At 66.1% G+C, this 20,778-nt stretch carries 18 protein-coding genes; 7 read left to right on the plus strand and 11 right to left on the minus strand.

The window, feature by feature from the left end:
* Positions 1 to 51: 51 nt before the first annotated feature.
* Positions 52 to 1,185, plus strand: a complete 1,134-nt coding sequence (locus LWC34_RS33820) for an RsbRD N-terminal domain-containing protein (protein ID WP_233729331.1) — start codon at positions 52 to 54, stop codon at positions 1,183 to 1,185.
* On the opposite strand, the gene LWC34_RS33825 is transcribed toward LWC34_RS33820, so the two are convergent.
* From LWC34_RS33825 to LWC34_RS33835, 3 genes are all read right to left on the minus strand, one after another.
* Complete coding sequence (locus LWC34_RS33825) at positions 1,153 to 2,064, minus strand: GNAT family N-acetyltransferase (RefSeq protein ID WP_233729332.1); 912 nt, start codon at positions 2,062 to 2,064, stop codon at positions 1,153 to 1,155. The genes LWC34_RS33820 and LWC34_RS33825 overlap by 33 nt on opposite strands.
* An 82-nt stretch (positions 2,065 to 2,146) precedes the next feature.
* Complete coding sequence (locus LWC34_RS33830; protein ID WP_233729333.1) at positions 2,147 to 3,259, minus strand: alpha/beta hydrolase family protein; 1,113 nt, start codon at positions 3,257 to 3,259, stop codon at positions 2,147 to 2,149.
* 243 nt (positions 3,260 to 3,502) lie between these two features.
* Entirely contained in the window at positions 3,503 to 4,156 is a 654-nt protein-coding gene (locus tag LWC34_RS33835; RefSeq protein ID WP_233729334.1) for a hypothetical protein, read from the minus strand.
* Positions 4,157 to 4,281: 125 nt separating this feature from the next.
* On the opposite strand from LWC34_RS33835, the gene LWC34_RS33840 reads away from it, so the two are divergent.
* Positions 4,282 to 5,259, plus strand: a complete 978-nt coding sequence (locus tag LWC34_RS33840) for an aldo/keto reductase (protein WP_233729335.1) — start codon at positions 4,282 to 4,284, stop codon at positions 5,257 to 5,259.
* Here the strand turns inward: LWC34_RS33840 and LWC34_RS33845 are convergent, their stop codons facing one another.
* Together LWC34_RS33845 and LWC34_RS33850 are read right to left on the minus strand one after the other, a co-directional pair.
* Positions 5,260 to 6,255, minus strand: coding sequence for a patatin-like phospholipase family protein (locus tag LWC34_RS33845; RefSeq protein WP_233729336.1), 996 nt, complete (start codon positions 6,253 to 6,255; stop codon positions 5,260 to 5,262).
* Between the two features lie 54 nt (positions 6,256 to 6,309).
* Complete coding sequence (locus tag LWC34_RS33850; RefSeq protein WP_233729337.1) at positions 6,310 to 7,332, minus strand: methyltransferase; 1,023 nt, start codon at positions 7,330 to 7,332, stop codon at positions 6,310 to 6,312.
* Positions 7,333 to 7,407: 75 nt separating this feature from the next.
* On the opposite strand from LWC34_RS33850, the gene LWC34_RS33855 reads away from it, so the two are divergent.
* Positions 7,408 to 8,019, plus strand: a complete 612-nt coding sequence (locus LWC34_RS33855; protein WP_233729338.1) for a TetR/AcrR family transcriptional regulator — start codon at positions 7,408 to 7,410, stop codon at positions 8,017 to 8,019.
* Positions 8,016 to 9,149 carry a serine hydrolase domain-containing protein gene (locus tag LWC34_RS33860; RefSeq protein WP_233729339.1) on the plus strand — a complete coding sequence of 378 codons (1,134 nt, stop codon included), beginning with the start codon at positions 8,016 to 8,018 and terminating at the stop codon, positions 9,147 to 9,149. The genes LWC34_RS33855 and LWC34_RS33860 overlap by 4 nt, the downstream gene beginning before the upstream one ends.
* On the opposite strand, the gene LWC34_RS33865 is transcribed toward LWC34_RS33860, so the two are convergent.
* The 4 genes from LWC34_RS33865 to LWC34_RS33880 all read right to left on the minus strand — a co-directional run bounded on the left by LWC34_RS33865 (position 9,130) and on the right by LWC34_RS33880 (position 17,056).
* On the minus strand, positions 9,130 to 11,853 hold the full coding sequence (locus LWC34_RS33865) for an AfsR/SARP family transcriptional regulator (protein WP_233729340.1): 2,724 nt from the start codon (positions 11,851 to 11,853) through the stop codon (positions 9,130 to 9,132). The two genes, LWC34_RS33860 and LWC34_RS33865, sit on opposite strands and share 20 nt — an antisense overlap.
* A gap of 318 nt (positions 11,854 to 12,171) precedes the next feature.
* Positions 12,172 to 15,753 (minus strand): chromosome segregation protein SMC, encoded by a 3,582-nt coding sequence (gene smc, locus LWC34_RS33870; protein ID WP_233729341.1) that lies wholly within the window; start codon positions 15,751 to 15,753, stop codon positions 12,172 to 12,174.
* Positions 15,754 to 15,884: 131 nt separating this feature from the next.
* Positions 15,885 to 16,541, minus strand: a complete 657-nt coding sequence (locus LWC34_RS33875) for an anti-sigma factor family protein (RefSeq protein WP_233729342.1) — start codon at positions 16,539 to 16,541, stop codon at positions 15,885 to 15,887.
* On the minus strand, positions 16,538 to 17,056 hold the full coding sequence (locus LWC34_RS33880; RefSeq protein ID WP_233729343.1) for a sigma-70 family RNA polymerase sigma factor: 519 nt from the start codon (positions 17,054 to 17,056) through the stop codon (positions 16,538 to 16,540). The genes LWC34_RS33875 and LWC34_RS33880 overlap by 4 nt, the downstream gene beginning before the upstream one ends.
* A gap of 106 nt (positions 17,057 to 17,162) precedes the next feature.
* Here LWC34_RS33880 and LWC34_RS57265 point away from each other — a divergent pair, with 106 nt between their 5' ends.
* Complete coding sequence (locus tag LWC34_RS57265) at positions 17,163 to 17,297, plus strand: hypothetical protein (protein ID WP_284051783.1); 135 nt, start codon at positions 17,163 to 17,165, stop codon at positions 17,295 to 17,297.
* A gap of 76 nt (positions 17,298 to 17,373) precedes the next feature.
* Here the strand turns inward: LWC34_RS57265 and LWC34_RS33885 are convergent, their stop codons facing one another.
* A complete protein-coding gene (locus tag LWC34_RS33885) occupies positions 17,374 to 18,642 on the minus strand; it encodes an IS110 family RNA-guided transposase (RefSeq protein ID WP_233723845.1) in 1,269 nt (422 codons plus the stop codon).
* 218 nt (positions 18,643 to 18,860) lie between these two features.
* Positions 18,861 to 19,154, minus strand: a complete 294-nt coding sequence (locus LWC34_RS33890; protein WP_233729344.1) for an acylphosphatase — start codon at positions 19,152 to 19,154, stop codon at positions 18,861 to 18,863.
* A gap of 132 nt (positions 19,155 to 19,286) precedes the next feature.
* Here LWC34_RS33890 and LWC34_RS33895 point away from each other — a divergent pair, with 132 nt between their 5' ends.
* Together LWC34_RS33895 and LWC34_RS33900 are read left to right on the plus strand one after the other, a co-directional pair.
* Positions 19,287 to 19,805: a hypothetical protein gene (locus LWC34_RS33895; RefSeq protein ID WP_233729345.1), complete on the plus strand. Its 519-nt coding sequence runs from the start codon at positions 19,287 to 19,289 to the stop codon at positions 19,803 to 19,805.
* Positions 19,806 to 19,905: 100 nt separating this feature from the next.
* Positions 19,906 to 20,661 carry a CAP domain-containing protein gene (locus LWC34_RS33900; protein WP_233729346.1) on the plus strand — a complete coding sequence of 252 codons (756 nt, stop codon included), beginning with the start codon at positions 19,906 to 19,908 and terminating at the stop codon, positions 20,659 to 20,661.
* Positions 20,662 to 20,778: the final 117 nt, after the last annotated feature.

Here is a 20,778-nt window from a genome sequence, read left to right on the forward strand (position 1 = left end):
CAGTCCTCCTCGCAATACCTTCACCGATGAAGGTTTTGCGAGGAGGCAAAGATGCCTGCTGGTCGGACGAGACTTCGTCGGCTGCTGGAACAGATGCGTGCCGAGCCCGACACCGTCGAAGGCGTGACCTCGGCGGCGAGGGCCAAGTCGGCGTTGGTTGCCGCGCTGCCACAACAGGACGTCCAGCGACATATCGCTGCCTTGATGGCCGCGGTGTCCTCGGCGTACATCGACGGTGTCGAGCTCGGCGACAGCATCCACGTGGCCGACCGGCTCGCTGAGGACCGCGCGCTGCAGGGCATCCCGCTGGCCTCGCTGCTGGAGGGATTCCAGGCGGGCAGGCATTACGTGATGACCCAGATCTTCGAGCGGACGGCGAAGTCGGACATCGAGCCGGCTGAGGTCTTCGCGTGTCTGATCGAGCTGGACGCGCTGGCCAACGAGATGCAGAACCGGCTTGTCCAGGTTTATCGGGAGACGGAACTGAGCCTGACCCGCACGACGCACGCAGTCCGGCTGCAGGCGTTGCGTAGCTTGCTCCACCACGGACCGACGGGCAATGTCGCCGCGGTCGGCCTTGATCCGCGTAAGAGGTACCACTGCATCATCGCGGACGTCAGCGCGCCCCGTGAGGCACGCGCGTTCGAGGCGTCGCTGACGACCGCGGATGGCTTGTGCGGCATGGTCGATGGGTATCTGTGCGCGGTCAGCGGGCGGTTGCCGGAGCGGCAGTTCGAGATCCTGCTCGTGGCCGCACCCGCTGTGCCCGCCGCGGATCTGGCCGGCGCGTACCGCCTGTGTCAGACGGCTCTGGCCTCAGCGCGCCGGCGTCGGCTCCGCGGCTTGCAGCACCTGACGTCGCTTGCGTTGCCGCTCAGCGTGGACACCCACCCGGCGTTGGGGCGGATGCTCGCGACGGAACATCTCGTCGGTCTTGACCCGGAAGACGAGTTCCATCAGCTGCTCGCCAAGACGGCGTTGACTTATCTAGAACATGGCGGCCGTACCGATCTCGTGGCAGGCGCGCTGCACGTGCACCCGAACACGGTCAAGCACCGACTTCGCCGGATGGCGGAGCTGACATCGTTCGACCCGACGCCGAACGGCAACGGCTCGCTCGCGCACTCGTTGCGGTGGTGGTGGGCATTGCAGTCATGGCTTACGCCGATAGGAGACAAGCACTAGGTCAACGTTGAACCCGAGCCCGGCGAACATCGCCCCTGACGCGTGGTTTTCCACACTGACCACGGCAGTGGCCTGTGATCGGGCGCCGTTCTGGGCATCCAGCTCGCCCAGCAGGCCCTTGACCACGCGCCTGCCGACGCCGACACATCGCATGTCGGGTTCCACGGCCACGTAGTCGACCAGGTGCTCGACTTCCATCGTGTAGCCGGATGCGAACCCGGCCAGCTTGCCGTCGGCCTGCCGGAGCGCGACCACGACGTGTTTGTCTAGGTCCAGCAGCTGCTGCGAGGTACTCGCGGTGTTCGGGAATGCCCGGTCGAACAGGTCAGCGAACTGGGCGTTCATGCTGCCATCCGACGGCAGCCGTTCCACGTGCTCGCGGTCCTGCGTCATCATGGCCCGCAGGTCGGCCCCTTGCAAAGTGAATATCCGGGTCGGTGTCTCACGTTCGAAGCCGTGCCGTTTGGCGAACTCCGCGAGCTCACGGTTCTCGGTGTGGGCGTAGAGATTCAGGTCGCCGATGCCCTGCAGGTGTGGCAGCCGCAAAGCGGCTTCGTAGAGCATGTCGGCGGTCTTCTGCCAGGCCGGCGGAGTCGCTGGGTGGCCGGTTGGCAGGTCGATGTGCGGCCCGTACAGCCATGCCCTGCCCACTTCGGGGTTGACGTCGGTGCTGAGCACGCCACAGATCGCCCCGCTCGACCTGACGGCCAGCAGGGCACCTTCATGCCACTCGGGTTGGACGGCAGCCAGCTCGTCGGCGATTTCAGCCTCGGTATCGCCGTAGAAGCCAATGCCGTGCGCGGGGTCGGCCTGCAGGCGCGTGATGAGCTCCAGCACGGCCGGCAGATCGGCCCGCGTAGCCGGACGGATCTTAGTCATGACCGAAATCCTGAACGCTCGAACGACTGTGCGCATCTGGTTTAACGCGGATCAGCGAACACCCGTTCAAGCGCCCGGCATTTTACCTGATGAACCTGACATCCGGGTGTTGCGGCAACGGCTGCTGCCGACCCTTGAGGTGCCGGTCGAAGAAGGCGGTGACGTAGACCCGCTGGGCGTCGATCGCCCGCGCCGGATCCACGGTGCCGAGGAAGCCGCTGTGATCGCCGCCGAGCCTTGGCAGCAGCCACTGCGCGTCGGTGAACGTGTAATGCCTGCCCTCGGGCATGTTCAGATCGAGCAACGGGCCGGTGGAGGCCTGCCAGAACTTCTGCCAGTCCGGTTCGGACAGATGGGTGCGCGGCTTGCCGTACAGCGGCGGCAGATTCGGCGCCGAGCCCGCGCCCATGAACATGAACGGCCGGTCAACGCCCTGCTCAGGCCGGTTGTAGCCGAACGAGAACCAGCCGTCCATGTTGATGCCAGCGTCAACCCTGCGATCCACCTGCATCACCCGCGCCGCGGTGATCCCGCCGCCGGAGTGGCCGAACATGCCAACCTTGGCCAGGTCAAGCATTGTGAGGTTGTGGAGGTTGTCCAGCACGAACCGGACGTCGTTCTCCCGTGCGTCCATCATCCGCTGCTTGGCCTTCTCGATCTCGGCCGGATCCTCACCGGGGAGGGCGAAAGCCTTGTCGGTCTTGACTTCCCCGCCAGGGAACGCGATCGCGGTCTCGTAGGTGTGGTCGACCGTGACGACGGCGTACCCACGGCTGGCCAGCTCCTCGGCCAGGATCGTGCCCATCGTGCGGGAATTCCCGACTCCTGGGGAGTACAGCACCACCGGGAACCGTCCCGGCAAGGCCGGGGCATTGACATAGGAATGCGTCCGGATGCTGCCCCAGTCCGTCCGTACGCCGATGGGTGGCTCGGTCTCGTAGTGCTTGGCCAGCGCGGGAGCGACATACGGCGCTTTCCGGCCCAGCGGCAAGGCCGGATACCACACACTGGCCATCACTTGCCGGGTTTCGTTGGGAAACCAGGGATCGGCGCGACCGTGCTGCACCAGATGCAACTCGGTCACACCAACCTGGTTGCGCCCAGCGGGTTTGGGCAGTTCCAGGGTCGCCGCCTGTGCAGGAACATTGCCACCCAACACAAGCAGAGCCGCCACAGCAAGAATGATCTTTCGCATGTGGACAGCCTGCCGAAAAACCAACCCGCCCACATCAGGCCACAGGCTGTCAACCCACAGGATGACCCAACGCCGTGTCCACCGTTCCAGCACACCGTGTCCACCACTCCGGAACACCGTGTCCACCGTTGCGACACACCGAGATGCACATTCCGGCACACTGAAATGCGCGGCAGGTGCCGCTGTGGATATTTCAGTGTGCCGGAACGGTGGACACGGTGTGTCGCAACGGTGGACACGACGTCAGGCGGATGCCTTGATCTCGGGATCCGGTGTGCCTTCGAGACGTTCCACGGCCTGGATGCGGCCCCACGCCCGCACACGCCGTGCCAGTTCGAAGATCGCCATGTCCCGGTCGGACCGGGTCCGGCCGAGCGCGACAACCGCGTACAACGCGAGATCTTCCAGGGATCCCAGTAACAGCAACAGTTCCCGGTCACGCTCGTCGCCGGTCAGGCCGATCAGCACGATCCCGGTCGCGACTGCGTCCCGCCGGGTGCCGTACTCGGCCAGCCACCGGCCGACTTCCCTGACCCGGTCCCGGTCAAGGCAGGCAAGCCGCTCGCTGAGCGGATCAGCGATCGGCAACGTGTCATGGTCGGCTATCAGGTCGTGAAGTCGTTGTATCGCAACGAGATCTGGCGGGTCTTCGATGATTCCACGGATGGCGTCGGCGATCTTGATCGCTGCCGCGGTTCCGTCGTTCACCGCGAAATGGTGCGTCCGGACACCATCGCTCACCGATCCGGACATCATTGGCGGCGGAGATTCCTCGTCTGGTAGCGGGTATCCGCCATCCGGCCACGGGCCAGGTCCGTGCGCGGCCGCCAAAGCCAGCGCGTGTGCGAAGAAAGTATGCCCGTTGTCGACTGCTCCTGGCAGTCGCCACTGGCTCATCGGGTGGGGCGGAAGCCGCCCTTCGCGTCGATCACGGCTCAAGAATGCCTCAAACGACCGCGGCAGCGCAAGAACCGGCGCGTAGAATCGAAAACGAACTGGGGTCGACACAAACGGGGATGTGGATGATCGACAAGCGCCCGCTCGGCCGGAGCGGCATCGAGGTCAGCGCGCTCGGATTCGGCTGCTGGGCAATCGGCGGGCCGTGGAGCCTGCCCGACGGCAGCCCGCTCGGCTGGGGCGAAGTGGACGACGAAGAGTCCATCGCGGCGATCCGCCGAGCCGTCGAACTCGGCGTGACTTTCTTTGACACAGCGGACATCTACGGCACCGGCCGCAGTGAACGAGTCCTCGGCCGCGCGCTCGCAGGCAAGCGCGACGAGGTCGTACTCGCGTCCAAATGGGGCAATGTCCTCGACGAGCAGAACAAATGGCTCGTCGGCGAGGACGATTCGGTCGGCTACATGCGGTCCGCATTGGACGCTTCGCTCAAGCGACTCGGCACTGACTACCTGGACCTGTACCAGCTCCACCTTGGACCGTCTGACGAGCAGGCAATCCTCCTGCGCGACGCGTGCGAGGACCTGGTCAAGGAAGGCAAAATCCGCGGATACGCCTGGAGCACAGACACGCCAGCCCAAGCAGAACTGTTCGCACAGGGCGCGTCGTGCGCGGCCGTGCAACACGAGCTGAGCGTGCTCCACCAAGCACCGGAGATGATCGCGGTCGCCGAGAAATACGGAGTCGCGAGCATCAACCGGACACCACTGGCAATGGGACTTCTCGGTGGCCGGGACAACGCGGCAACGAAACACACGGGAACGGATCTGCGTGCCACACCACCGTCATGGCTACGGTTCTATGTGGACGGTAGGCCATCGCCAGAGTGGTTCGAGCGCGTGAACGCGATCCGCGAAACCCTCACCGCCGACGGACGCACGCTTGGCCAAGGCGCCCTTGGCTGGATCTGGGCGCGCAGCAAGCAAACCGTGCCAATTCCCGGTTTCCGGACGGTCAAGCAAGCCGAGGAGAACGCGGGCGCTTTGCAGCACGGCCCGTTGTCGGCGGACCAGATGACCGAGATCGACCGGCTGCTGTCCTGATCACTGGTAGGCGGTCAACCTAGGCAGGACGTACACGTCCTTGTCCTCCAACGCGAGGTGCAACGCCCGGTAGGCCGATCGCGCGCCTTGCAGCAGCACACCGAAGTTGGACTCGTGCCGTTTCACCTCGGGCGTCCCTGGCATGGGCGCCACGTCGAGCACGGCCGGGTCCGCTTCGGGATGCAACCGGCTGGCCGCGAGGTAGGGCTTGTCCTCGTCGATGAACTGGCCCAACGCCTCCATGTATCCCGATCCGAGCCCGGGTGCGAGCCGGTTGAGGTATCGCGCGACCACCCTGTTGGTCAAGGAGTTCTGACGATGGATGGCCGTCATCGGCCTGGTACTCAACGACAAGATGTGCGTACACCCATCCTCGCGCGCCATCCGGAACGGATGTCGTAGCAGCACAGACCCATCCACCGCGCGCCTGCCCCGGAACGGCGTGGTTCCCTTGGTGGCCAAAGGTAACCACGCGGTCGCCCGTAACGTCTCCTTGAGGTCCGCGGGTGAATGGAATTCCGACACATCGACCGTCTTCATCGCGTCGACATCGGTGACCATGATGTGCAGGCGCTGCGGTGATGTGATCACCTTCTGATACGCCAACGGTTTCCTGCCGATGAAGACATCCTCGAAGAGATAGTCGAGGTTCATCGGCGCACGTCCCCGCAACACCCTCCCGAAGTCGACGAACTCCCGCCCAGTCGAATCGTCGTAGTAGATGGACAGCGAGACCCACGTATCCCGCAGAATGAAGTAGGTGCCGTTCATGGCGCCGGACGAACTCGTGTACACCTCGTCGAACGCGTCGGAATAGCCGAGTTCCTCAAGCGCGACAAGCATCGCGCCGGAGACTATGCCGCGCAGGCCACCGCCCTCGATGGCGAGACCGACTTTGTACGGATCCTCCCGCTTGCCCGGCAGTGAGCGGTTTGCCCGCCTGGCGTGGAGAATCTCCCGAAGCGGATGCCCAGCACTCCAGATCCGATCAGCCACCTACCAAGAGTAAGCACATCGAGCGCGGCTCTGCGACCAGCAAATGGCCCAGCGTCAGCCGTTGGGTGTGGCCACAAGCACGCTGAACCCGATCTCCGGCGGCAGTGCGATGGTCTCGATCAGCTCGAATCCATTGTCGGCGAACAGCTTCGCGAACTCGGCACGCGTACGTTCCCGGCCGCCGAGGTTGACGAGCATGTTCATGTCGCTGAGGTACAGACCGGGCGAAGTGCCCGGTTCGACCAGGTCGGGCAGGACCGGCTCGATGACCACGAGCACGCCGTCCGCTGGAACGGCTGCACGGCAGTGCTGCAGAATTCGCCCGGCTTGTTCGTCGTTCCAGTCGTGGATCACGCTTTTGAGCACGTAACAGTCGACTCCGGCGGGTGCGGTCTCGAAGAAGTCGCCGACGACGATCGAGCATCGGCCCTGCATCGGGGCGAGAGTCGCGACTGCCTGCGCTGAGCCTTCGGCGGTGTCGAACAGGATTCCGCGCGGTTGCGGATGTGCGTTCAGGATCGCGGCCAGCAGGGTTCCGTCGCCGCCACCAATGTCCGCGATTGTCCGGAATCGTCCGAAGTCGAAGTGATCCGGTACGAAGGCAGCGACCGCACGCGTGGCCTGGCTCATCGACGCGTTGAACAACGCGGACATCTCGGGCCGGTCGGCGAGGTGGCCGAAGAACGGCTTGCCGAACACCGCGTCGAACGCGGGCTTTCCCGTGCGCACGCTGGTGTCCAGGTCTGCCCAGGCGTGCAGCATGATCGGGTCGGTGAACATCCGGACCAACGCGTGCGCCGACTCCGGGTGATCGGTCCTGAGGAACGATCCCGCCTCGGTCAGCCCGAACTGACCCGCCGACTCCTCTACGCACAACCCGAGTGCCGCCAACGCCCGCAACAAGCGAACCATCCGCTCGGCGGGCACGCCGTAAGCCTCGGCCACGGTTTCCGTCGAGCACACGCGGTCGCCGATCACGTCGGCCAAGCCCAGTTTCGTGGCGGCGCCGACGACGTACGTGGCCATCGCTCCCATGGACACCTGGCGGAGTAATTGGCGTGCAGCTTGGTCAGCCATCACAACTCCCACAGTCGTTGAATAAGGCTAGCCTCGCCTAACCTACCGAATTGACAGCCGTACTAGATTTAGGTTGTGCAACCTAATCGTGGGTCGGGTGACCTAACTTTCACCGAGGCCGCGCGGCGCAAGCAGATCGTCACCGCCGCACTCGAAACCATCGCCGAACTGGGCTACACCAGGGCTTCCTTCGCGCAGATCGCGAAACGAGCCGGCCTGAGCAGCCCAGGTTTGATCTCGTACCACTTCGCCAACAAGGACGAGTTGATCGGCCAAGTGGTCGCGCACGTGTACGCCACCGGAAGCGCGATAGTCCGCCCTCGCTCGGATCAAAGCGACACAGCCGCCGAGGCGTTGCGAGGGTTCGTGGCGGGCAGCATCGACTTCTACGCCACACACCGCACCCACATGCTCGCGTTGACGCAGATCCTGAACGGCCATCCGGAGGCGCGCACGCGCTGGTTCGACCAGCCCAACTCCGCTGAGCTGGACGGGATCGAAGAGGTGCTTGTCCGCGGCCAGCAAGCTGGCGAGTTCCGCGACTTCCCGGCCCGTGAGATCGCAGTGATCATCCGGGACTGGCTGTCTGGCGCGTTGCTGCGCATGTTCGTCACGCCCGATCTCGATGTGGCCGCGTACACCCGTGAACTGGTCGCACTCTGCGAACACGCTGTGAGGTCCCATTGATCAACGGACACACCGCGCCAGGATTCGAGGCGGTCCGCGCCGCGTTCGAGGCGAACTTCGCCGCTGGTGCCGAAGTGGGTGCCGCGGTCAGCGTCTACCTGCACGGCAAGCCGGTCGTCGACTTATGGGGCGGAATGGCCTACCCCGGCACGAACCGGTTGTGGGAGCGGGACACGCTCCAGGTCATCTTCTCCACGACCAAAGCCGCGACAGCCACCTGCCTGCTGCTGCTCGCGGAGCGCGGCGAGGTGGATCTGGACGCGCCGGTGGCCGACTACTGGCCGGAGTTCGCGGCCGCAGGCAAGGATCGGCTGATGGTCCGCTGGCTGTTGACCCACCAAGCCGGATTGGCCGCCTTGGACAAACCGATCGCACGCGCCGACGCGCTGGCATGGCATCCGATGGTCAAGGCACTCGCCGCGCAACGCCCGCTCTGGGAACCCGGGACCGATCACGGTTATCACGCGCTGACGTTCGGCTGGCTCGTCGGCGAAGTCGTGCGGCGGGTTTCCGGACGCAGTCTCGGCGGCTTCTTCCGTGACGAGATCGCCGGGCCACTTGACCTGGATTTCCATATCGGCCTGCCACACGACGACCTTGACCGGGTCAGCAGGCTCGTCATGCAGCCGCCGACCTTCGGCGAGCTGCCCGAGGAGATGCGGGAGTTGGCGGCCGCGTTCATGGATTCGACTTCGTTGACACGACGGGCATACGGCTGCGTCGAGCCTGCGTTCGACCACAACTCGCCAGCCGATCAGGTCGCCGAAATCCCTGCGACCAATGGTATTTGCACCGCACGGGCACTGGCCGGGTTCTACGCCGGACTGATCGGCAACCAGATCCTGCGGCCGGAAACAATCAAGATGGCCACGATCCCGCAGACCAGCGGGCCCGATCTGGTGACCAGGCGGCCTTTCCATGTCGGTCTCGGCTTCGGCCTGCCCACGCCGACGGCGGCCTGGTACTCGCCAACGGCGTTCGGCTTCTCCGGTCTCGGCGGATCGATCGGATACGCCGACCCGGAAACCGGGATCGCCTTCGGTTACGTGATGAACCACGTCAGGAGCGGGCCCGACGCGGATGAGCCGGCGGCCAGGTTGAGTAAAGCGGTTAACCCAGCTGGGCCCTGATCGTGTCGGCTTGCGGGTCGCCAAGCTCATCGAAGATCTTCATGGCTTCCTGCCAGCGCAGCCGAGCCTGCTCGGGGTCGCCGTCGGCGTTGAGCGTCTGCGCGAGGTTGGCGAGCATCCTCGCGCTGGTCCGCTGATCCCCCAGCGCTTTGCTGACCGCGAGCGCCTCTTCGTAACTGCGCGCGGCCTGTTTGTAGTTGCCGGCGTCGTGGTGGATGTCGCCGAGGGTGCCGTACGTGAACTGCAGGCCGGACTCGGACTTGTCGCCGATTTCCTGCTGGATTTTCAACGCCTGTTCCAGGTGCTTGATCGCGCTGTCCGGCCGGTCGAGCCGTCGGTACGTGTCGCCGAGGTTGTTCAGTGCGATGCCTTCGCCTTGCCGGTCACCGGTTTGCGGGAACAGTACGAGCGCACGGTGGAAGCAGTCGGCTGCCGTGGTGAGCCGGTCGAGGTAGACGTAGACGACCCCAAGGTTGTTGAGGTTCCAGGCTTGCCCTTTCAGGTCGTCGACTTCCTCGAGGATCGTCTGCGCGTGCTGGTGTGCGTCGATGGCGTTGGTGAACTGCTGCAAATCGCTGTACGCCACGCCAAGCCCGCACCAGATGATGCCTTCGCCATGCCGCTCGTCGCTGGCTTTGGCCGCCTTCAAGGCGATCTGGTACACGTCGATCCAGTCGTCCCAGTGGCTGCGCCGGTAGTAGAAGCTCAGCAGCACCCAAGCCAGCCGCCACGCGACCTCCGGCAGGCCGTTCTCCGCCGCGACTTGGACGACAACACGCAACGTCGCGCGCTCGGACTCGTACCAGGCCAGCGCCTCTTTGTGATCAGCGAACTGCGGCAGCACGGTGTCGCGAGGCAGGGGCGGAAAACCGAAAGCCCGGGTCCGCAGCGGGTCGAACGCCATCCGCGCCGCCTCGGTCGCGTGCAGATACCAGGTGTAGAGCGGATGCGCCGACTGCCCTGCGGCGAGTTCGCGGGCGTAGGGCTTGACCAGGTCGTGGAACCGATATCGGCGCGGGGTGTTCTGCTGCACCAGGTGCTCGTCGAGCATGGCTTCGAGGTGGAAGTCCGCGTCGTCCGGATGGATACCGGCAAGGGCCGCGGCCGACTCGGCAGTGAAGTCGTCACCAGGATGCAGTCCCAGCAACCGGAACATCCGTTGCTGCTCCGCGGGCAGCGCCTGGTACGACATCGTGAACAGGGCTTGGATCTCACGCGTTCCCGGCGCGAGCTGGTCCAGCCGTCGCTCCTCGCGTTCCAGCCGGGCGGCAAGGTCCGAGACTGTCCACATCGGACGCTTCCGGAGCCGTCTCGCCGCGAGCGACAGCGCGATCGGCAAGTGCCCGCACAGCGCCGACGTCCGGGCGGCGGCCTGTGGCTCGGCCTCGATCCGGTCGTCGCCCGCGATCAACGACAGCAGGTTGATCGCTTCGGGCTGCGGCAGCACGTCAAGCGGAAGCCCACGCGCGCCGACCAGCCCGGCCAGGTTACGACGGCTCGTGATGAGCACAAGGCTGCCTTGGGTACCTGGCAGCAGCGGCCGGATCTGCTCCTCGGACGCGGCGTTGTCCAGCAGGATCAGCGCGCGTTTCTCGGCGAGCCGGGAACGGAAGAGGGCGGCGCGCGACTCCAGTTCCTGCGGAATCAGCGGACCGGCGATGCCGAGCAGCCGCAGGAAGTGTTCGAGGACCGCGCTCGGCGGGATCGGCGGCCGCTCGGCGTCGAATCCACGCAGGTCAGCCCACAACTGGATCTGGTCGAAACGGCCGGCGTCGACCAGCTGATGGGCGAAGTGCACGGCGAGGCGCGTCTTGCCGACGCCTGGCATGCCGTGGATCGTCGCGATCGCCAGCGCCGTCCGCGACGACGGCTCGGCCATCGCGTGCAGGGTGCGCAACTCGGCGTGCCTGCCGATGAACTCGGCGATGTCCATCGGCAGCTGCCGCCAGGCGCTGATCTCCTCGTCGGGCTCATCGGCCTGCTCACCCGCGAGGATCTCCTGCTGCACGCGCCGCAGCCGCGCCCCAGGCTCGATCCCCAGCTCGTCGATCAGGTGCTGGCGGGCCGACGCGAACGCGTCCAACGCCTCCGCCTGACGCCCAGCGCGATGCAACGCGAGCATCAACTGCGCCCACAGCTCTTCCCTGAGCGGGTACTCGACGATCAGCGCACGAAGGTCCCCCACGGCCGTATCCGGCTTGCCCAGCTCGATCAGCGCGTGCGCGTACCGCTCGGCAATGGTCAGCCGCTGGTCTTCCAGCCGCGCGATGTCCGCCCGGAGTACCGGGCCCGGCAACAATCCCGACAGCGGCTGGCCACGCCACAGGCACAACGCCCGTTCGAAATGCTCGACGGCCGACGTGAAGTCGCCTTCCTGCCACGCCTTGTCGCCATCGTCGGCGAATCGCCGGAAGTCGTCCAGATCCAGCTCACCGGGCTGAATCGAGACAAGGTAGCCACCGGGACGCGTGACGAGACGATCCCCGCCGAGCACACGCCTGAGCCCCGCGACATAGGTACGCAGGTTCGATTCCGGGGCGACTGGCGGCTTCTCCCACACGGCCTGTGCCAGGTAGCTGACGCTCGCGACCGAGTTCGGGCGCATCAACAGGGCAGCAAGGACCGTGCGCTGCCGCTGGCCGCCCAACATGACGTTCTCGCCGTCATGGCGTACTTCGAGCGACCCCAGGAGTCGAAACTCCACGTCAATCCCCTCGTCGCTCACCCTGCGCTCTCCAGTGTCCATCGTGGCGTAACCGACGCGGCAGACCAAGCTCCGCGTGGCGGATTCCACGTCGATCTGTGCGCGATCTGTGCGCACCGCCTGCCACATTCTCGCGCTCACCAGTGTGCGGGCACCTGTGCGGGTTCTGTGCACATAAAGCACGAGAGTGGACATAACGCGGAAGAACGTTGACCGCGCATCACAGACTGGGGGTTGCCCCGGTGCGGCACAGCCGTACCGGGGCACCGTGAACACAGGGGGTTGACGTGGCCGCATTCGACCGCGAGTGGTGAAGCTTCAGTCCTTCTTGGTCAGGCGCTGGGAGATCACCTGGGTGACGCCGTCGCCACGCATGCTCACGCCGTAGAGGGCGTCCGCGATCTCCATCGTCGGCTTCTGGTGCGTGATGATGATCAGCTGTGAAGTCGCCTTGAGCTCCTCCATCAACCCGATCAGCCTGCGCATGTTCGTGTCGTCAAGCGCGGCCTCGACCTCGTCCATCACGTAGAAGGGCGACGGGCGGGCGCGGAAGATGGCCACCAGCATGGCCACCGCCACCAGGGACTTCTCGCCACCGGACAGCAACGACAGGCGCTTGATCTTCTTGCCGGGCGGGCGGGCTTCGACATCGACACCCGTCGTCAGCATGTCGTCGGGGTCGGTCAGCACCATTCGCCCTTCCCCGCCGGGGAACAGGGTGTTGAACACGATCTCGAACTCGCGCGCGACGTCCTCGTATGCCGACGCGAAGACCTCGAGGATCTTGTCGTCGACCTCCTTGACCACCGTCAGCAGGTCACGCCGGGTCGCCTTGAGGTCTTCCAGCTGCGTTGACAGGAACTTGTAGCGCTCTTCCAGCGCCGCGAACTCCTCGAGCGCCAGCGGGTTGACCTTGCCGAGCAGTGCGAGGTCGCGCTCGGCCTTCTTCGCCCTGCGCTGCTGGGTGTCCCGGTCGTATGGCGTCGACGGCGGACGGACGACGTCCTCGCCGCGCTCCTTGGCTGCCTCGTATTCGGCGAGCTCGTTGGCCGGTGGCGGGATTTGCCGGTCTGGGCCGTACTCCATCACCAGGTCGTCGAGGCCCATCCCGAAATCTTCGGCGATCTTGGTTTCCAGCTGCTCGATGCGCAGCCGCTGCTCGGCGCGCAGGACTTCGTCGCGGTGGACGGCGTCGGTCAGCTTTTCCAGTTCCGTGGACAGTTCACGCACGCGGCCGCGGATGTCGAGCAGCGCCGCCTCGCGTTGAGTGCGGCGGGACGCGACCTCGTCGCGTGTGGCGGCTGCGCGTTGCAACGACAGGTCGATGCGCTCGATCGCGAGCTCGCCGCCCTCGACCACCGCGTCAGCGACGCGCTTGCCGCGCTCCCGCGCCTGGCGCGCGCGTTCGTGGCGCTCGCGAGCTTCGCGCTCCTGACGAGCTGCGCGGCGCAGGCCTTCAGCCTTTCCCGCGACCGCGCGGGCACGTTCTTCCGCTGTCCGCAGGGCCAGGCGGGAGTCCATCTCGGTCTGCCGGGCGGTGTTCAGCTGGGCCACGGCTTCGTCGCGCACTCGCGAGTCCGGCTCGTCGTCCATCGGCTGTTCCTGGGCGCCGAGCAGGCGTTCTTCCAGCTCAGCCAGCTTGGCGAGCTGGTCTTCCCTGGTCTGCTCGACCTTGGCACGCTGGCCACGGACCCGCTCGACCTCGGCCTGTGCCGTCTTCGCGGCCTGGCGCATGCGGGAGATCCGCTCACCGGACCGCGCCTTACGGACCTTGATCTCGCTCAGCGCTTCCTTGGCCGCGTTGACCTCGGCCCGCCTGGCGTCCTCTTCAGCGCGCGCACCCGCAAGCGCCCCAACGGTTTCCGCCAGAGTGTGCTCGACGGCGGTCAGCTTGTCGTTGGCCTCGTCGACAGCCGCCTGGACCTCGATCACGCTCTCGCTGCGGCCCGAGCCACCGACGGCCCAGTCCGCGCCAAGCAGATCGCCATCCGTTGTGACCGCGCGCAAAGAAGGGTGTGCGGCGACGATTTGGCGGGCCACGTGCAGATCCGAGACGACCACGACACGGTCGAGTGCGCGTTCCATGGACGGGCGCAAAGGCTCCGGGCAGCGCACCAAGTCGACAGCCCACCGCGCGCCGCCAGGAAGGTACGGCCACGCCGAACGATCCACAGTGGACGGACCGCCACCGATGACGATCCCGGCACGCCCAGCATCGTTGTCCCGCAACAAGGACAGCGCCGTCAGAGCGTCATCCCCGCCAGCAACTGCAACAGCATCAGCAATGGGACCAAGCGCCGCAGCCAAAGCGACCTCGGCGCCGGGCTCGACGGTCAGCAGTGCGGCGATCGAGCCGAGCAAGCCGGGCAACCTGTGTCCGGCGGCCAGCAGCGCGCCCGCGCCGTCCTTACGGCTCAGGCCAAGGGAAAGCGCGTCCACGCGGGCACGCCACGACGCGATCTCCCGCTCGGCCGCACGCTCAGCGGCGACCAGTTCGCTGACCCGGGCCTTGGCATGCTCGGACGCGGCAACCGCTTGCTCGTGACGCTGCACCAACGACTCGTCGTCGGATTCCTCGACGCCGGTCTCCAACTCGGTCTCGGCCAGTTCGACCGCGGCCGCTTCGGCGCGCTCCTCGGCTTCGGCCAAAGTCGTGGACAACCGCTCGATTTCCTCGGCGGTCGCACTGTTCTTACTACGCAGCGCTTCGACCTGTCCGCCGAGCCGCGCCAGGCCTTCCCGCCGGTCAGCGATCGCACGAACCGCGGCGATGTGCGCCTTCTCGGCCGTCGCGACCGCGTTTTCCAGCTCGGACCGCCGTGCCAACGCTTCGGACAGGGCCTCGCGGGCGACTTCGACGCCTTCGGCGAGCTCGACCTCCAGCTCGGCGGCCTCCTCGGCCTCGGCTTCGAGCATTTCGGGGTCTTTGCCCTGGTTCTGCCGTTCGCCCGCGTCCGACAGGTGCCGCGCGCGTTCGGCAGCCAACCGGACCGTGCCACGCAACCGCTCAGCCAGCGCTGACAGCCGGTACCAGGCGTCCTGTGCCGCGTTCAGCGCCGGAGCGTCCTCGGCAAGGCTGGCTTCGATCTCGTTCTGCTCGGCTTGCGCGAACTGCAGCGCACGCTCTGTCTCACCACGCTTGGTGCGTACGGTGGCCTCGTCAGCCTCGTCCTTGGCGAGTTCGTGCCGCGCACTGACCAGGTCGTCCGCGATCAGCCGCAGCCGCGCGTCCCGCAGATCCATCTGCACGACCTGGGCGCGCCTTGCGATCTCGGCCTGCTTGCCGAGCGGCTTGAGCTGACGCCGTAGCTCCGCGGTCAGGTCGGTCAGGCGGGTCAGGTTGGCCTGCATCGCGTCGAGCTTCCGCAGCGCCTTTTCCTTGCGCTTGCGGTGCTTGAGCACACCGGCAGCTTCTTCGATGAAGGCGCGGCGGCCTTCCGGCTTCGACTCGAGGATCGCGCCGAGCTGGCCCTGGCCGACGATGACGTGCATCTCGCGGCCGATACCGGAGTCCGACAGCAGTTCCTGCACGTCCATCAGGCGGCAGCTGCTGCCGTTGATCTCGTACTCGCTGGCGCCGTCACGGAAGATCCGGCGGGTGATCGAGACCTCGGCGTAGTCGATCGGCAGTGCCCCGTCGGCGTTGTCGATGGTCAGCGTCACCTCGGCGCGGCCGAGCGGCTGACGGCCGCCCGCGCCGGCGAAGATGACGTCCTCCATCTTGCCGCCACGCAGCGATTTCGCGCCCTGCTCACCCATCACCCAGCTCAGCGCGTCGAGCACGTTCGACTTGCCGGACCCGTTGGGCCCGACCACACAGGTGATCCCTGGTTCGAAGCGCAGCGTCGTCGCTGAGGCGAAGGACTTGAAGCCCTTCAGCGTCAGGCTCTTGAGGTGCACGAAACGGTCGACCTCTCGCTGGGAACTGGCACGTCTATCCGCCCGAGGGTACCCGGGCACGCTGCGCGAACCGCGCAGGCAGGCTCCCCGCGTCGGGGGATAGCCCGCGCTGGCTGGGCCGATGACGGAAATTACGGCGAGTGCATACCGACGAGGACGCCACCACCGGCGACGACCTCGACCCTGTCGATGTCCTTGAGCTTGATCGAACTGCTGCCGGGGATCGAGTTGACCTCACGGTAGTAGCCAGCCGTCCACTTGCCCGCGACTTCCTGGCTGCCGTCCCGGCCGTAAACGACCAGGTGACAGATCTTCCGGCCAGCGGGAACGTCCTGCATCGACACCTTGACCTCGGTGCCCCACGCGCGCGTGGTCAGATCGACCTTCCCGTGCACGCCGGTCGTCGGGTCGACGGCACTCCACGTCACCTGGCTGGCATCGGAGCCGCCCACTGGCCGGAGCACGAAGATGCCGCCGATCGCGAGCAGCACGACGGCAGCCGCCGCGGCCAGCGTCACACCGCTCCTTCGCCACCAGCTCACCCGAGGCTCAGGCTCGGGTACCGGTTCGACCACCTCGACGGGCAAAGGCTCGGCATCGAGCAGCTGGACGGCCTCGAAGTCCTCAGGTGTGACGCGCTGAAGTAGGCCGGGGATCGGGGCCAGCCGGAACATCTCGGCCGTGCAGATCGGGCACGTTTCGAGATGACGTTCGAAGGCCGGCCGGTCGGCCGGGTCAAGCGCGCCAAGCAAGTAGGCGCCGAGCGAGACGGTGTGGCGGCAAGTCACAGCCCGGTCACCCCCCGTTCCTCCAGTGCGTCGCGCAACGCGCGCAGCGCGTAAAACGACCGCGATTTGACCGTGCCCGGCGGGATGCCGAGCACTGATGCCGCCTCGGCGACCGTGCGCCTGCGGAAGAACAGCTCGCCGATCACCGCGCGATGGTCCTTGCTCAGCGCGCGCATGGCCTCGGCGATCTGCCAGCTCTGCAGTACCCGGTCGAAGGCGTCATCGGCGTGTGGGAGGTCCTGCGTCGGCATCGGCACCTCGGTGACCCGTGCACCAGCTCGACGGTAGCCGGAAACGATCAAGTTGCGGGTGACCGTGTACAGCCACGGCCCCGCCTGATCGACACTCAACGTGTCGGCGTTGCGCCATGCGCGCAACAACGTCTCCTGGACCACGTCTTCCGCCCGCTGCACATCGCCACCGACCGATCGCAGCGCATATGCGAGCAACGGACGGCGGTACTTGTCGTAGAGCTCGCGAATCAGGGCGTCTCGCTGCTCAGGGGTGCTCCCCACGGCGTCTATTACGCCGTGTCACATCGGAGGGTTCAAGCCAGTTGGGTGAACCTTCGCCCGGTGTCGAACGTGAAAGGAGCGAACCCAACGAAAGGACCGGCTTTCCATGAGCTACAGCATCGCCGCCCGCGCAGTGGGCGCGCTTATCGGCGTGCTGGCGACGATCGTGTTCGCCGCGTGCACCCCGAACGACGGCCCGGCATCGAATGATCAGGGCACCTCGCAGTCCGGCGGTTACTGATCCGAAAATCGATGGTGAGTGGGCAGGCCGAAGGCACCCGGCGTAGCGCAGCGGAGCCGGGTTGGTAGTTGGGTTGTCAGGCCGCGGGTTCGAGGGTGACGCGATAGCCCAGAGCGGCCAGTTGGCTGATGTGGTTGCGGACCTTGCGTTGAGTGTTGGTGTGCTGGACGAAGTAGTCGGCGCCGAGGTCACGGAACCGGGCGTTGGGGTCGGATAACAGGTGCCACATGATCACGAGAATGGAACGGCCGACCGCGACGATGGCCTTCTTGGCGCCACTGCGGCGAGCGATGCGCCGGTAGCGTTCGCCGAGAAAAGTGTTGGTCCTGCTGGCGGACACTGCGGCCTCGCCCAGGATTCGGGCCAGGTAAGGGTTGCCGTGCCCGGTGGCAGCTTTGCCTTTCTTCTTGCCGGCCGACTCCGACACCCCGGGAGCGAACTTGGCCCAGGAACACAGGTGGCCCGGAGTTGGGAAGCGTGCCATGTCCAGCCCGATCTCGGCGATGGCTACCTGGGCGGCGGTGCGCCCGACGCCGGTGATCTCATCAAGCTGGTCGACCGCTGTGGCGAAAGGGGCGATCAACTCCTCGATCGCGGCATCCACTCGGGCGACGTCAGCGATCCCGGCATCCACCCGGGCCAGCATGGTCGACAACAGGAACGCGTGATGATCGGTGAAAAACCCGGTGAACGCCTCTTCCAGCCTGCCGATCTTGCGCCGCATCGAGGTGCGGGCCAGCTGCGCGAGTACCTTCGGGTCCCGCTGCCCGGCGACCAGCGCGGCCAGCATGGCCCGGCCGGACACCCCGAAGATGTCCGAGACCACCACCGAGAGCTTGATCTGGGCATCTTCCAGGAGCTTTTCCACCCGCTGCTTCTCCGCGGTGCAGACCTCGACCAGGTCACGCCGATACCGGGTCAGATCCCGTAGCCGGCGGATCGGTGACGGCGGGACAAAACTGGGCCGGATCATCTGCCGTTCGGCGACCTTGCACAACCACACCGCGTCCAATCGATCCGTCTTCGGCCGGCCGGGCAGATGCTTGACATCGCGGGCGTTGACCAGCCAGGTCTCGAACCCGTGCGCCTCCAACAGGTAGAACACCGGCTTCCAATAGTCCGATGTGGACTCCATGACCACCCGGGTCACGCCCAGCCCGGCCAGCCGATCAGCCAGCACCAGCAACGACCGGGTCATCGTCGAGTACGGCCGGACCTCCTGCAGCCGCTTACCCGGACGCGCCTCATCGGGCACCCGGACACAACACATCACCTCGGCCTTACCGATATCCAACGCGGCCACCCGCGCGATGATCTCCTCGTTGTCCTGTGTCTGCTCCAACATCGGCCTCTCCCCGAGCGTCCGGCGGGGCGGCTACCCGCGGGAGCCCAGGCAACAACGAATCTGATCCGCGTGCTCGAAGCAACAATCAAGGGCCCACCAAGGGCTCCCAGCGTCCGACTAACGCACGGCCTTCACAGACCATAGAGACAACGACGTCAGCGGGCAGCCAACACCGATTTTCACCCCTCAACGGGCGTCCTCACCAGAGGACAGACTGACTAACGCTCAACAAAGCTGTTGAGCCCGCCGCGAGCTTCCGACCACCGCTCCACGATCGTGTCCACACGACCGGGTGAACTTCCGCCGCGCAGCAATACGAGCAGTCGCTCGCACTCTGCCTTGGCTCCCTCGGCGACCACTTCCACCCGGCCGTCCTGAGTGTTGCGAGCGAAGCCCACTAGGCCGAGTTCGAGCGCGCGGGAACGCGTCCACCAGCGAAAACCTACTCCTTGTACGTACCCGTGCACCCAAGCGGTCAGTCGCACCGTAGGCTGATCGGCGGTTGAAGGCATGCCCCGAATGATCGCAGTCGCATCGGACGGGTGTCGTTCGGTAGTGGTACGTTGCCGAGCCGTGATCGCCTGATCCGGTCCAGTTGGGCCGGGTAAGGATTTCCACAGTGCTTGCGAGGAGGAGCCCCCCGCATGGCTGAAACATCCGACGGGACCGAGATCCAGCCACCGGCTGAGGACAAGCGGTCCGGCGTCAAACGTTCGTACGCGCTGCTCGCGGCCGCGGGTGTCGGCGTGGCGACCGCGTGCGCGGCGCTGGCCAGCTTCGCGGTGGCAGGAGGCGGCGAGGCACAGCCTGGCAAGGACCAGAACACCAACCTCTCGCGGACCAACAGGCCGACCGGGACCGTGACCCAGTCGTCCGAGTCGAGCGAGACGGCGCCATCGAGCTCTGAGACGTCCGCTGGCGCGCCAACGGACGGCAACTCGCCTTCGCACCAGCCGGACAAGCAGCACAACACTCAGCCGCCGAACCAGACGGGTCAGCCGACCCCGCCTCCGCCGACGCCGACCCCGCCGGGGCCCACCGTCACTCCGCCGCCGAACCCGACGACGCCGACGACCCCGACAACTCCGCCGCCGTCGAGCACCACAACGCCCCCGAGCAGCACAACCACACCGCCGACGGATCCGCCAGCCCCACGCGGCTGAAATTCGGCCATTCGCCGGAAAACACGTTGAGCTGCCGATACCACTGAAATACAGCCGAAAGGGCTGTGGAGATCACCCGTTAGTGGTACGTTGCGCGACCGTGAGTGAAACGCGACCCCGACGCGCCACGATCATGGTAGGCCTCACCGCGCTCGTCGCAGGAGCGGCAATTGCCGGTGGGGCGACCATTTTCTCCTCCCAGGCTGACGGGAAATCCCCCGAAGTTCCGCTGGCCGTGGGATATGAAGGCGCCAACAACGCCAGACAGGTGGAACCAACCCCGCCCTTTGGTGAATCGGCGAAGGCATTGTCCGGCGAACCCGGCACCCCCACCGGCTCGACGTCCCCGACGACGTCGTCGAGCGCGACAAGCAGTTCGACCCCGCCTTCGTCCACCAGCCCGACACAGACCAGCAGCTCGACACCCCCGAAGCCGTCTCCCACGCGTCAGCCTGATCCCCCGCAGCCTGACGCGCCGAGCCCAGGACTGGCAGGCGAAGTCGTAGCACTGGTCAACCAGGCCCGTAGCGAGTTCGTACCGCAGTGCGGCGCGCTGACCGTCGACGAGAGGTTGACCCGGTCGGCTCAGAAGCACAGCAGCGACATGTCCGAACAGAACTACTTCGACCACACCTCAGAGGACGGTCGGACGTTCGACCAGCGAATCAGGGCTGAGGGTTATCCGCGGCCCGGCGGCGAGAACATCGCGATGGGCCAGCGGACCGCGAAGGCCGTGATGGACACGTGGATGAAGTCGCAAGGACATCGCGAGAACATCCTCAGGTGCGGGTTCAAGACGATCGGTGTCGGTGTGGACACGAACGGCTTCTACTGGACCCAGAACTTCGGCTTCTAATTTCCCTCGTGAGTGGTTAGCAGGGTTAGAACATGACTAACCACTCACGAGTCCACGCTGGGAAGCACACCCAGCTGAATAGCGTTCAATTCCCGAAGGTAAATACGTGAGGGCCGA

Origin of the sequence: Kibdelosporangium philippinense (assembly GCF_021390435.2) — a bacterium.
In the GTDB taxonomy this organism is placed as follows: domain Bacteria; phylum Actinomycetota; class Actinomycetes; order Mycobacteriales; family Pseudonocardiaceae; genus Kibdelosporangium; species Kibdelosporangium philippinense.

Bases quoted from the DNA above. Each gene is read 5' to 3' on its own strand.
- LWC34_RS33835 (WP_233729334.1), bottom strand. From the start codon at position 4,156: ATGAGCCAGTGGCGACTGCCAGGAGCAGTCGACAACGGGCATACTTTC.
- LWC34_RS33890 (WP_233729344.1), bottom strand. From the start codon at position 19,154: ATGCCTTCAACCGCCGATCAGCCTACGGTGCGACTGACCGCTTGGGTG.
- LWC34_RS33830 (WP_233729333.1), bottom strand. From the start codon at position 3,259: ATGCGAAAGATCATTCTTGCTGTGGCGGCTCTGCTTGTGTTGGGTGGC.
- LWC34_RS33850 (WP_233729337.1), bottom strand. From the start codon at position 7,332: ATGGCTGACCAAGCTGCACGCCAATTACTCCGCCAGGTGTCCATGGGA.
- LWC34_RS33825 (WP_233729332.1), bottom strand. From the start codon at position 2,064: ATGACTAAGATCCGTCCGGCTACGCGGGCCGATCTGCCGGCCGTGCTG.
- LWC34_RS33820 (WP_233729331.1), top strand. From the start codon at position 52: ATGCCTGCTGGTCGGACGAGACTTCGTCGGCTGCTGGAACAGATGCGT.
- LWC34_RS33840 (WP_233729335.1), top strand. From the start codon at position 4,282: ATGATCGACAAGCGCCCGCTCGGCCGGAGCGGCATCGAGGTCAGCGCG.
- LWC34_RS33885 (WP_233723845.1), bottom strand. From the start codon at position 18,642: ATGTTGGAGCAGACACAGGACAACGAGGAGATCATCGCGCGGGTGGCC.
- LWC34_RS33895 (WP_233729345.1), top strand. From the start codon at position 19,287: ATGGCTGAAACATCCGACGGGACCGAGATCCAGCCACCGGCTGAGGAC.
- LWC34_RS57265 (WP_284051783.1), top strand. From the start codon at position 17,163: ATGAGCTACAGCATCGCCGCCCGCGCAGTGGGCGCGCTTATCGGCGTG.